Genomic DNA, 11277 nt, shown 5'->3' with positions numbered 1-11277 from the left:
GGGGGACACCGCAGCCCCCGCCCGGGCAGCAGTGGGGCCCGCCGCCCCCGCCACCCGGCGGGCAGCAGTGGGGGCCGCAGCCGGGTGGTCAGCAATGGGGTCCGCCGCCCCCCGCGCCGGGAGCGCCCGGTCAGCAGGGTGGCCGGGTGAACCTGGACAAGGGGCGGGTATCGCTCACCAAGGGGCAGAGCGTCTCGTTGGTGAAGACCGGCGCGCCGCCGCTCACCCGGGTCCGGATGGGCCTTGGGTGGGATCCGGCCCAGCACGGGAAGTCGAGCGACCTCGACGCGTCCTGCATCCTGTTCGACGAGCGCGGCAAGGACGTCGACAAGGTCTGGTTCATGTCCAAGAAGGGCGCCCGGGGAGCCGTGCGCCACTCTGGGGACAACCTGACCGGCCATGGCGAAGGGGACGACGAGACGATCATGGTCGATCTCGGCGCCCTGCCGGGGAACGTCGTCACCCTGATCTTCACGGTCAACAGTTTCCAGGGACAGACCTTCGTCGAGGTGCGTAACGCCTACTGCCGGTTGTATGACGATCTCACCGGGCAGGAGCTCGTCCGGTTCGACCTGTCCGACTCCAAGCCGTCCACCGGACTGGTGATGTGCCGGGTGCAGCGCGACCGCGGGGCTCCCACCTGGTCGATGACGGCGATCGGGGAGTTCCACGACGGCAAGACCGTCCGCGCCATGGTCAATCCGTCGAGGCAGTACCTGTAGGCAGTGCCCGTAGCCCGATCCCCGGCCCCGGAACGCCGGGCGGTTTGCCGGCGGCCCGCGCGGCGGTGTTGATCCGGCCGACCTCTCCGGGTTGTGGGATGTCCCGGGCCGGGTAACCTCCGGCCGTGAACAGGTCTGCAGGGCCGTCGTGGGCCGGTATGTTGCGCTTCGCAGGCATCGTCCGGTGATGGGCATGATCTCCCGCCCGGCTCCGTCCCGCGTCTACTGCCGCCGGCTGGCGGGCCTGCTTGTCCTGGACCCGAATGGCGACCAGGTCGGCAGGGTGCGCGATGTGATCGCGACGCTGCGACTCGGGCATGAGCCGCCCCGAGTCCTGGGCCTGGCCGTCGAGGTCCAACGCCGACCGATCTTCGTGCCGATGAGCCGGGTCACCGGGGTGGAGCCGGGCGCGGTGGTGCTGTCCTCGGCCCGGCTGAGCTGGCGGCGTTTCCAGCAGCGCCCGAACGAGACCCGGGTGCTCGGCGAGCTGCTTGACCGGCGGGTGACGCTCATCTCGTCCGGCGTCGAGGTGACCGTCGTCGATGCCGCGATCGAACCGGTTCGCGGCGGCGACTGGGTGCTAGACCAGGTGGCGGTGCGGGTCGGCCGGGGCCGGCGCGGCGAGGTGAAGACGGTCGCCTGGGACGAGGTCACCGGCTTCTCGCTGCCCGAGGAGGGGCAGGGGGCCGCGAACCTGCTCGCCGCGTTCGAGAAGCTGCGGCCCGCCGACCTCGCGTCGCTGCTGCATGACCTGTCCGAGAAACGGCGCGCGGAGGTCGCTGCCGCCCTCGATGACGAGCGGCTTGCCGACGTCCTCGAGGAGCTGCCGGAGGACGAGCAGGTCGAGTTGCTCGGGGGACTCGCCGACGAGCGGGCCGCCGACGTGCTGGAGGCGATGGGCCCCGACGACGCGGCGGACCTGCTGGGCGAGCTGCCCGCCGACGACGCGGAGCGTCTCCTGCGGCTGATGGAGCCCGACGAGGCCGCCGGCGTGCGCCGTCTGCTGCTCTACGCCGACGACACGGCCGGCGGCATGATGACCAGCGAGCCGGTCGTGCTCGCCCCGAACGCGACGGTCGCCGAGGCGCTGGCCCGCATCCGCGAACCCGAGCTTTCCCCGGCGCTTGCCGCGCAGGTCTACGTGGTGCGCCCGCCCTACGAGACGCCCACCGGCCGCTACCTCGGTCTCGCCCATTTCCAGCGGCTGCTGCGTGAGCCGCCGGCGACCCTGGTCGGTGGCGTGATCGACGTCGACATCGCCTCGCTGCGGCCCGAGACCCCGCTGGCCGAGGTCACCCGTCATCTGGCGTCCTACAACCTGGTGGCGGCACCGGTTCTCGACCGCGCCGGCCGGCTCGTCGGCGTCGTCACCGTCGACGACGTGCTCGACCACCTGCTTCCCGCGAACTGGCGGGAGCGACAGCTCGACGCGGACGTGGATGCGCGGGCGACCCCCGGGGCACTGACCCCGCCCGCCGCGGGCGACGTGGAACCAGGCTCCCGCGGCGAGGTGGGCAGCTCCCCGGCCGCACCATGAGACGCCTGGGACGCCTGGGACGCCTGGGACGCCGTCGGCCGCGAGGCGCCCGCCTTGATCAGCCGCGGCTGTCCCGGCGGTCCGCCCTGCGCTCCGCCCACGAGCCGGACGCCTTCGGGCGAATCGCGGAGCGGGTGGCGCGTTTCATCGGCACGGCCCGGTACCTCGTCGCGCAGAGCGTCGTGATTGTGCTGTGGGTCGCCTACAACATCATCGCCCCGCAGTCCGCCCGGTTTGACAATTTCCCGTTCATCTTTCTGACGTTGGTCCTGTCGCTGCAGGCCGCGTACGCGGCACCGCTCATCCTGCTGGCGCAGAACCGCCAGGACGACCGGGACCGCGCGAACCTCGCCCAGGACCGCGAGCAGACCATCCGTAACCGCGAGGACACCGAATACCTCGCCCGCGAACTGGCTGCGATGCGCATCACGATCGGCGAGCTCGCCACCCGGGACTTCCTGCGTTCGGAACTGCGGGGGTTGCTCGCGGAGTTGGAGGGGCCGGACGGTGACCGGGCGAAGGACCGGGAGCGGGAACGCGATCGGGAACGCCGAGAGCGCCGACGGCGGGAGAGCGAGCGTTCGTTACGTTCGCCGCGATGACCGGGCCGGTGCGGTGGGCTGGTACGAACGGCGGCCGCGCGCCGCACCGGCGGGTGCCCGGGTGCCTACCGCACGGTACCGCGACAGAGCGTCAGCACCGCCATCGCGATCTCGACCCCGCGAGGCCCCAGCTCGTCCGCCCAGATCGCGATGATCTCGTTCTCCCGGGCGTGCTGGATGCGAGGCCCGCCCTCGGCCGAGCGCAGCGCCTGGATCTGCTGGGACAGGTCCCGCCGGGTTGCGACGAGATCACGCAGCTGAGCATCGATGTCATCGATGAGCTGTCGTCCCTCGTCGATCGAGGCGATGGCCGGCGCGGTGCTGGGGGCATCGACGACGTTCTCCACAAGTGGGCCTTTCGGTCGGAGGCCCGGCGCACCCCAGGCCGAGACAACCCGGAGGCGGACCGGGCCTGGGTCTGGCGCTTGTGCCGCGTGAGATCAGCGGCGGAGCGGGGACCGTGCCCGGTCCCCATAAAACAGCCGCAGCGACGTGCCGTGACCTGTGAGTCGGCGGCACGTGAATCGACTGCACTGCATGGCAAGAGCATGCCAGCCGCGTGCCGATTCGTCCAGGCGCCTGATCTCTTGGGTAGCCATCCACCCCGACTCTTGGGTAACCCCACCCCGACTGATCCCTCACCTTGACTAATCCCTCACCTTGACTCGGGCGGCGACGCCGCCCGATCAGGCGTCCGGTAACCGAGGCGAGGCCGGTGAGACCATCGGATAATGGCGCAACTGGAGCTCACCGGCATGCCCCGCCGGCTTTTTTCCTGCACGCCGTCGCGGCTGGCCGCCTTCGAGGACTGCCCCCGCCGGTACCGGATGACGTATCTGGACCGGCCGCGGCCGCCCAAGGGGCCGCCCTGGGCGCACACCTCCTTCGGTGTCAGCGTGCACAACGCGCTGCGACGCTGGTGGGAGGAGCCGATCGAGCAACGGGCCCCGCAGCGGGCCGCGGCGCTGTTGCGGTTGCTGTGGGTCGACGAAGGTTTCCGGGACGGTGAGCAGTCGTACCGGTGGCGTGAGCGCGGCGCGCGGATGGCGCATGACTATGTCGCGCACCTCGATCCGGCGGCTGAGCCGCGCGGGGTCGAGCGCTCGGTCGCGGCCCGTACCGAGGCACTGGCCTTCTCCGGGCGGGTGGACCGTCTCGACGACCGAGACGGGGAGTTGGTCGTCGTCGACTACAAGACCGGACGCCGGCCGATCACCGACGACGACGCGCGATCGTCCCCGGCGCTCGCGCTCTACGCCTTGGCCGCCGGGCGGATGCTGCGCCAACCATGCCGGCGGGTCGAGCTGCACCACGTGCCCAGTGGGCGGGTCGCGGCCGCCGAGCACACCGAGGCGAGCATCGCCCGGCACGTGCGGCGGGCGGAGTCGGTCGCGGCGGACGCCGTGCGCGTGACGGAGGCCCTGCGGGCGGGTGAGGATCCGCAACGGGCGTTCCCGCCGAGCCCCGGCCCCCTGTGCTCGTGGTGCGATTTCCGGAGCCACTGCCCCGAGGGGCAGGCGGCTGGCCCCGAACGCCAGTCCTGGGACGCCCTCGGCGACGAGGACGACGAGAGCTGAGGCGCCGGCATACCGGGCCGCCGGACACCGGGCCGCCGGACACCGGGCCGCCGGACACCGGGCCGCCGGACACCGGGGCGCCGGTATCCCGGGGCGCCGGACACCGGGCCGGGAGAGGGGCCATCATGAAACGATGCCCGACCAGACCGTCGCGCCTGCCCGGCCGCGGGTCTCCGCGAAGGCCGCGACCTTCACCGAATCGGTGATCCGGGAGATGACCCGGCTCGCTCTCGCGCACGACGCCGTGAACCTCGCGCAGGGCTTCCCCGACTTCGCCTGCCCGCCGCAGCTCAAGGAGGCGGCCAAGGCCGCCATCGACGCGGACGTGAACCAGTACGCCATCACGTGGGGAGCCGCGGAGTTCCGCGCCGCCGTTGCCGCGAAGGTGGCCGGAACCTACCCGGGCTGGTCGGTTGACCCCGGCACCGAGATCTGCGTGACCTGCGGCTCCACCGAGGCGATGATCGCGACGATGCTCGCGCTGGTCGACCCCGGCGACGAAGTGATCATGTTCGAGCCGTTCTACGAGAACTACGGCCCGGATGCGATCCTCTCCGGCGCCCGGCCGAAGCTCGTCCGCCTGCATGCCCCGGACTGGACGATCGACGAGGCGGAGCTGCGTGCGGCGTTCTCCGACCGCACCCGCGCCATCGTGCTGAACACCCCGCACAACCCGACCGGCAAGGTGCTGCGCCGCGCCGAGCTGGACCTCGTCGCCGAGCTCTGCCAGCGCCACGACGCGCTCGTGTTCACCGACGAGATCTACGAGCACATCCACTACCTGGGCCCGGGCGGCCACATCCCGCCGGCCACCGTTCCCGGGTTGGAGGACCGCACCGTCACCATCAACGCGCTGTCCAAGACCTACGCGGTGACCGGCTGGCGAGTCGGCTGGACGATCGCGCCCGCCGCCTACACCTCGGCGATCCGCAAGGTGCACGATTTCCTCACCGTCGGGGCGGCGGCACCGTTACAGGCCGGCGGGGTGGCGGCGATGAACCTGCCGGAGACGTACTACGCCGATCTCGCCCGGCAGTACCGGGAACGGCGGGACCTGCTCTGCGCGGCCCTCGCCCGGACCGGCTTCACCTTCCGGGAACCGGACGGGGCGTACTACGTGATGTGCGACACCCGCGCGCTCGACCCAGCCGGTGACGACGTGGCCTTCGCCCGCCGGCTGGTCACCGGGATCGGGGTCGCCACTGTTCCCGGCTCGTCGTTCTTCGCGGCCCCGGCGGACGGCCGCCACATCATCCGGTTCGGCTTCCCCAAGAAGCTCACGACCCTGGAGTCCGCGGCGGAGCGGCTTGCCCGTCTCACCCCGGCTACCCCGGGTTGAGGGTCGTCCCCGGCGGCTGGGGCATCGGGTAGCCGGCCTCGGCCGCCCGGGCATGCCCCGCGCGCAGCTCCCGGTCCAGCGCTGCCAGCTGACCGTGTGCCCCGCCGCGCAGCGATCGGCCGGCCAGTCGCGGGCGAGCGGCCATCTCATCGGGCGACGGCGGCGTGTACCGCCCGCGCAGCTATTCCCCGATCCACCGGGCCTGGGCAGCCGCGAGCTGCGCGGGACCCGCGACATGGAACAGCCAGGGAACCTCGAGATCGAAGACCTCGCCGAAACGGGCCGAGCCCGTCCCGGCCGGACCCAGCCGCGCCGCCGGGCCGGTGAGCACCACGGCCTCGAAAACGCCGAGTGGGTGGGCTTCGTCACCCGGGCGTGCCTCGTTACCCGGGTGGGGACCGCCGTGCACCTCAAAAGGCGGACCGTGCGTGGCGGCTCCGACCAGGCGTAACGTATTAGGAGTAACGGCGACGACACGATCAGTCAGACCGTGCGTGGCGAGTTCGGCGAGGGACGGCGGCGGCGTGGGGCCGTCGGAGAACGCGGTGACGGTCAGCCCACCGTCGGCGAGTGTGATCGTCGCGGCGGTTCCGGCGGCATTGAGGCCGAGGACGGCGACACGGGGAAGACCTGGCACGTCGGGGGACTCTAGCGGCGCGGTGATGGATCCCGCGCACTACGGTTGAAGACATGAGTGTTGTTAAGATCAACATATTGACCGTGCCCGCGGAGCTGCGAGACACCCTGGAGAAGCGGTTCGCCGGCCGTGCCGGCATGGTGGAGCAGGCCGACGGGTTCGAATGGTTCGAGCTGCTGCGCCCGATCGAGGGCACGGACACCCACCTCGTCTACACCCGTTGGCGTAGCGAGGAGGACTTCCAGAAGTGGCAGTCCTCGCAGGCGTTCGGCGAGGGCCACCGGCAGGCTGCGGCCGGTCAGGGCGCTCCCGCGGGCCACGGGGCCCCGGCGGGGGGGCAGGGTGCCCCCGCGGCCACCGCGGCCACGCTGTGGTCGTTCGAGGTGGTGCAGACTGCCGCCCCCGTCTCGAGCTGACCCGCGCCCGGCGGCGCACACCGGATGAGACGAGCGGTACGCCCGGATCTACCGGTGTTGCGGATGGTTGGTCGGTGCCCGACTTAGGGTGATTGCGGAGTGGCCTCGGGGGCGCGTCGAGATTTTCGCCCGTCAAGTGTTGTGACGGATCGGCCACGCCCCCACACTGATCGGTGTGGCCCGAGTACTCGCTGTTGCGAATCAGAAGGGCGGCGTTGCCAAGACGACCTCCGTGTCGAGTCTCGGTGCCGCGCTGTGCGAGCTGGACCGTCGGGTCCTGCTGGTCGATCTCGACCCACAGGCATGTCTGACCTTTTCGCTCGGGCTGGATCCGGATGCCCTCGAACTGTCGGTGCACGACGTCCTGCTGGGACGGTTGTCCGCCGGCATCATCATCACCAGGACACCGGACGGCACCGATCTGCTGCCCGCGACCATCGAGCTGGCGGGTTGTGAGGCGGTGCTGCTGTCACGCACCGGGCGGGAGCACGCGCTGCGGCTCGCCCTCGCCGAGATTGTCGACGAGTATGACTTCATCCTCATCGACTGCCCGCCCTCCCTGGGCGTGCTCACCATCAACGGGTTGACGGCGGCGGACGAGGTCATCGTGCCGCTGCAGTGCGAGACGTTGTCCCACCGCGGCGTCGGCCAGCTGTTGGACACGGTGCACGACGTGCAGCGGCTGACCAATCCCGGCCTGCGGGTCCGCGGCGTGCTGCCGACCCTGTTCGACGGTCGCACGGCGCACTGCCGGGCGGTGCTCGCCGACGTCTCCGCCCGGTACGACATCGCGGTGCTGGCGCCGCCGGTAGCCCGCTCGGTGCGCTTCGCCGAGGCGCCGGGAACGGGGCGGTCCATCCTGACGACCGCACGGCGCTCCAAGGGGGCCGAGGCCTACCGGTCGCATGCCCGGGCTATCGCCGGGGTCGCGGGGGTGGGCACGGCCGCCGGCATCGCTGACCCTGCCGGGACCGCGGTTGGGCAGGCCGCCGAAACCGTTGACGGCCCGGGGACCACCTCGCCCGGTCGGCGGCAACGCCCTCGGGAGGGGGACGGCCGGCCCGTGGGCATGCGGGACCATTCCCGCCCACCGGCGCAGGTCGGCGAACCGGCCTGCGCCGGAGAGGTGCGGGTGTGAGCCGACGGTGAACGAGCTCGGGTGGACACCCGGCCGGGTGCCGGGCGGGACGCAGGCGCCGGGACAGGCGCAGGACCGGGCGCAGGACCGGGCGACGGCCGGGTTCGACCGGCTGCGTCCGCGTGGCACCCGACCTCCCGTGATCATTCCGGTCCGCGCGAGATCGACGGTGGGTCGGGACGCGCATGGAAAGCGTGCGTTGTACAGCGGCGTTCGCCCCGTGACACCGCCGAACACCAGCCTGACCGTCAGCTGCTCCCGATGCGGGCAGACCAGCTCCCTCGGCGCCTGGCACGCGCTGCGCGTCCTGACGCCGAGCGTCCATCTACCGCTGGTCCGACTCCGGCATCCCTCGTTGGTGCGCTGTCCCTCGTGCCGGCGGCTGAGCTGGGTCCGGTTGGGTCTGCATTTTCGGCCCGCGGGCTGACGACACCCGCGGGCCGGCGACACCCGCGGGTACGCGGGGCCGCCGGGGTGTCAGGCCGACTCGGCTCGAGGCGGCGCGTCGGCCGCGCCCTCGGTACCGTCGCCGGCCTCCCGCATTGTGCCCGTGCCCCGGCCACGGTTGCCGCGACGCCGGTGCCGGCGTCGGGGCGACTCCTCGGCCTCGACGCCCGTCTCCGAGGCCAGGGCGGAGACGACGCGGGCGGTGTCGGTGTCCGTGTCGGTGGGCGGGGCGGTCCCGGTGAACTCGACCAGCCCGGTCTGCCCGGCACCGTCCACCACGGGTGGGCCGGCCTTCCGGCCGTCCTCGTCGACCGGGTCCGCGGCGATGGCCAGCCCCGAGGCCGCGGCCGCCGCACCACCGCCGCGGGTGCGCCGACGGGCGCGAGTCCGGGTCGGCACCGCCGCCGGCTCGGAACGGTCCTGGTCACGTCCGGTCCGCGAGCCGCGGCGCCCGCCGCGGCCGGACTCCCCGAGATCCTCGATGTCCTCGGCCGCGAGCCCGGCACGGGTCCGCGCCGCGTGCGGCAGGGTGCCCTTCGCGCCCGCCGGGATGCCGAGCGCCTCGTACAGGTGGGGAGAGGTGGAATAGGTCTCCACCGGACCGTCGAACGGCAGGGCGAGTGCCTTGTTGACGAGCGTCCACCGCGGCAGGTCGTCCCAGTCGACGAAGGTGATGGCCACCCCGCTCTCGCCCGCCCGACCGGTGCGGCCGATGCGGTGCAGGTAGACGTTCTCGTCTTCGGGGCACTGGTAGTTGACCACGTGGGTGACACCGTTGATGTCGATGCCCCGGGCGGCCACGTCGGTGGCGACCAGGACGTCGATCTTGCCGGAGCGGAAGGCGCGCAGCGCCTGCTCGCGCTGGCCTTGGCCCAGGTCGCCGTGCACTGCCGCGGCCGCGAAGCCGCGCTTGGCGAGGTCCTCGGCGACCTTGTCCGCGGTGCGCCGGGTCCGCACGAACACCATGGCGAGCCCCCGGCCGCCGGCCTGCAGGACCCGGGCCAGCACCTCCATCTTGTCCAGCGCGTGGGCGCGGAAGACGTGCTGACGGGTGGTCGGGACCGTGCGCCCCTCGTCCGGCTGTTCCGCGCGGACGTGCACGGGCCGCTTCATGAACCGCCGGGCCAGGGAGATGACCGGGCCGGGCATGGTCGCGGAGAACAGCATCGTCTGCCGCTCGGTCGGCAGCTGCGACATGATGCGCTCGACGTCCGGCAGGAAGCCGAGGTCGAGCATCTCGTCGGCCTCGTCGAGCACCAGCGTGCCGACGCCGGCCAGGTCGAGCACGTGCTGGCGGGCGAGGTCCAGCAGGCGGCCGGGCGTGCCGACGACGATGTCGACGCCGGCGCGCAGCGCGGACAACTGCGGCTCGTAGGCACGCCCGCCGTAGACGGACAGCACCCGCAGGCCACGGCGGGCGCTGGCGCGGGTGACGTCCGCGGTCACCTGGACGCACAGCTCACGGGTGGGCACCACGACGAGGGCCTGTGGACGGCCGTCGGCACCCTCCTCGGCCGCCAGCACCGTCTGTACCACCGGGATGCCGAACGCGAGGGTCTTGCCGGTGCCGGTGCGGGCCTGCCCGATGATGTCGTTGCGGGCCAGGGCGAGTGGGAGCGTCAGCTCCTGGACGGGGAAAGCGTGCACGATGCCCGCTTCGGTCAGCGCCGAGACGGTCTCGGCGCGCACGCCGAGCTCCGCGAAGGTCGGCGCCGCCGGGGAACCGGGGGTGGAGGGGGCGGTTTGTGGCTCGTAGGGAGTTAGATCATCCGTGGGTACTTCAGCTGTGACGGACAGCGGGACGCTCCTGGTCTTCTCTGAGCGGTGTCTACGCTGAACCCGCTCGCGGTGAGCCGCGCGGCGCCCGCGACCCAAAAATCATGTGCCCCGGTGCCCTCGATGGCAACTCTGGGTGCACAGGTGACGAGGCGACGCCTGCTACACGGCGGCCGAGGTGACATAACGACCCTTGGCTACTCCCCAGTATAGCCGGTGTAACCCCGGGTGGGGGCTCCTTAGCAGGAGTGTTTGCCGACAGCGACTGCGGCGGGTGTCAGAATCGCGCCTGTGGCACAGACGACACGGACTCCGACCGGCCCGGCGACACCCATCGCCATCACCACCCCCGGTCAGGTAGGTGACTTTGACAATCGGGTGCCCCCGTCCCCGGATGCCGGACCCGCGCCGACCGTGGATCAGGCGACCGTGGATCTACTGGGCCTGCTCGCCTACGGCGAGCTGACCGCCTTCGAGCGCATGGCCACCGACGCGCGGATGTCACCGACTGTTGCCGACAAGATCGCCCTGGCGAAGATGGCCGCCGCCGAGTTCGCCCATTTCCAGGCCATCAGCGACGAGCTGGACCGGCTCGGCGTCGACCGGGAGCTCGCGATGGCCCCGTTCATCGCGCCACTGACCGCCTTCCACAACTCGACCGCTCCGGCCGACTGGCTGGAGAGCCTCGTGAAGGCCTACGTGGGGGACAACATCGCGGCGGACTTCTATCGCGAGATCGCGGCGCGGCTTCCGTCACCGTCGCGCGAACTGGTTCTGAAGGTGCTCGACGACACCGGGCACGCAGCCTTCGCGGTCGAGCGGGTGCGCGCGGCGATCAGCGCCAACCCGACGGTGGCCGGGCGGCTGGCGCTGTGGGCTCGTCGGCTCGTCGGTGAGGCGCTCACGCAGGCCCAGCGGGTCGGAGTCGATCGCGACGCGCTCACCGGGCTGTTGGTCGGGGTCGGCGACCTGGAGGCGCTGGCGGCGATCTTCAACCGCATCATGGCGGCGCATGGCCGGCGGATGGCGTCGCTGGGCCTGTCCGCCTGATCCAGGCCCGCTGCCGGTGGTCGGCCGGGACCTAGG

The 11277-nt window shown here is 72.1% G+C and carries 13 protein-coding genes; 9 read left to right on the top strand and 4 right to left on the bottom strand.

The genetic code is table 11. The annotated features are described in order from the left end of the window. From AC08OT_RS14820 to AC08OT_RS14810, 3 genes are all read left to right on the top strand, one after another. Positions 1-722: TerD family protein (locus AC08OT_RS14820; protein WP_476602929.1), on the top strand; the 722-nt coding region annotated here is incomplete at its 5' end. A gap of 193 nt (positions 723-915) precedes the next feature. Next, positions 916-2259, top strand: a complete 1344-nt coding sequence (locus AC08OT_RS14815) for a magnesium transporter MgtE N-terminal domain-containing protein (RefSeq protein ID WP_476593743.1) — start codon at positions 916-918, stop codon at positions 2257-2259. Further along, positions 2256-2861, top strand: coding sequence for a DUF1003 domain-containing protein (locus tag AC08OT_RS14810; protein WP_476593744.1), 606 nt, complete (start codon positions 2256-2258; stop codon positions 2859-2861). Before AC08OT_RS14815 ends, AC08OT_RS14810 begins: the two co-directional genes overlap by 4 nt. A 65-nt stretch (positions 2862-2926) precedes the next feature. Here AC08OT_RS14810 and AC08OT_RS14805 read toward each other — a convergent pair whose 3' ends face one another. Further along, on the bottom strand, positions 2927-3208 hold the full coding sequence (locus tag AC08OT_RS14805; protein ID WP_476593745.1) for a chorismate mutase: 282 nt from the start codon (positions 3206-3208) through the stop codon (positions 2927-2929). Between the two features lie 384 nt (positions 3209-3592). Here AC08OT_RS14805 and AC08OT_RS14800 point away from each other — a divergent pair, with 384 nt between their 5' ends. Beyond that, positions 3593-4438, top strand: a complete 846-nt coding sequence (locus AC08OT_RS14800; RefSeq protein WP_476593746.1) for a RecB family exonuclease — start codon at positions 3593-3595, stop codon at positions 4436-4438. A gap of 133 nt (positions 4439-4571) precedes the next feature. Next, positions 4572-5777: a pyridoxal phosphate-dependent aminotransferase gene (locus tag AC08OT_RS14795; RefSeq protein WP_476593747.1), complete on the top strand. Its 1206-nt coding sequence runs from the start codon at positions 4572-4574 to the stop codon at positions 5775-5777. On the opposite strand, the gene AC08OT_RS14790 is transcribed toward AC08OT_RS14795, so the two are convergent. Together AC08OT_RS14790 and AC08OT_RS14785 are read right to left on the bottom strand one after the other, a co-directional pair. Continuing rightward, the gene (locus tag AC08OT_RS14790; RefSeq protein WP_476593748.1) at positions 5764-5922 is read right to left on the bottom strand and encodes a hypothetical protein; all 159 of its coding nucleotides are present in this window, start codon (positions 5920-5922) and stop codon (positions 5764-5766) included. The genes AC08OT_RS14795 and AC08OT_RS14790 overlap by 14 nt on opposite strands. Positions 5923-5958: 36 nt before the next feature. Next, entirely contained in the window at positions 5959-6414 is a 456-nt protein-coding gene (locus tag AC08OT_RS14785) for a hypothetical protein (protein WP_476593749.1), read from the bottom strand. 53 nt (positions 6415-6467) lie between these two features. Here AC08OT_RS14785 and AC08OT_RS14780 point away from each other — a divergent pair, with 53 nt between their 5' ends. The 3 genes from AC08OT_RS14780 to AC08OT_RS14770 all read left to right on the top strand — a co-directional run bounded on the left by AC08OT_RS14780 (position 6468) and on the right by AC08OT_RS14770 (position 8395). Then, positions 6468-6830 (top strand): antibiotic biosynthesis monooxygenase family protein, encoded by a 363-nt coding sequence (locus tag AC08OT_RS14780; RefSeq protein ID WP_476593750.1) that lies wholly within the window; start codon positions 6468-6470, stop codon positions 6828-6830. 175 nt (positions 6831-7005) lie between these two features. Continuing rightward, on the top strand, positions 7006-7968 hold the full coding sequence (locus AC08OT_RS14775; protein WP_476593751.1) for a ParA family protein: 963 nt from the start codon (positions 7006-7008) through the stop codon (positions 7966-7968). Between the two features lie 7 nt (positions 7969-7975). Continuing rightward, positions 7976-8395, top strand: a complete 420-nt coding sequence (locus AC08OT_RS14770) for a hypothetical protein (protein WP_476593752.1) — start codon at positions 7976-7978, stop codon at positions 8393-8395. 50 nt (positions 8396-8445) lie between these two features. Here AC08OT_RS14770 and AC08OT_RS14765 read toward each other — a convergent pair whose 3' ends face one another. Continuing rightward, positions 8446-10104, bottom strand: a complete 1659-nt coding sequence (locus tag AC08OT_RS14765; RefSeq protein WP_476596034.1) for a DEAD/DEAH box helicase — start codon at positions 10102-10104, stop codon at positions 8446-8448. A gap of 465 nt (positions 10105-10569) precedes the next feature. Between AC08OT_RS14765 and AC08OT_RS14760 the strand changes: the two genes are divergently transcribed. After that, positions 10570-11241 (top strand): ferritin-like fold-containing protein, encoded by a 672-nt coding sequence (locus AC08OT_RS14760; RefSeq protein ID WP_476596039.1) that lies wholly within the window; start codon positions 10570-10572, stop codon positions 11239-11241. Positions 11242-11277 lie beyond the last annotated feature (36 nt).

It is taken from the genome of Frankia sp. CgJB1 (assembly GCF_977947065.1).
The sequence above is the reverse complement of the archived record's forward strand: the minus strand, read 5'-3'. Positions and strand labels throughout refer to the sequence as shown.

What these genes read in the sequence shown, in the direction of transcription:
- AC08OT_RS14815 (WP_476593743.1), top strand. Translation starts at nt 916, where the DNA reads ATGATCTCCCGCCCGGCTCCGTCCCGCGTCTACTGCCGCCGGCTGGCG.
- AC08OT_RS14810 (WP_476593744.1), top strand. Translation starts at nt 2,256, where the DNA reads ATGAGACGCCTGGGACGCCTGGGACGCCTGGGACGCCGTCGGCCGCGA.
- AC08OT_RS14800 (WP_476593746.1), top strand. Translation starts at nt 3,593, where the DNA reads ATGGCGCAACTGGAGCTCACCGGCATGCCCCGCCGGCTTTTTTCCTGC.
- AC08OT_RS14795 (WP_476593747.1), top strand. Translation starts at nt 4,572, where the DNA reads ATGCCCGACCAGACCGTCGCGCCTGCCCGGCCGCGGGTCTCCGCGAAG.
- AC08OT_RS14790 (WP_476593748.1), bottom strand. Translation starts at nt 5,922, where the DNA reads ATGGCCGCTCGCCCGCGACTGGCCGGCCGATCGCTGCGCGGCGGGGCA.
- AC08OT_RS14780 (WP_476593750.1), top strand. Translation starts at nt 6,468, where the DNA reads ATGAGTGTTGTTAAGATCAACATATTGACCGTGCCCGCGGAGCTGCGA.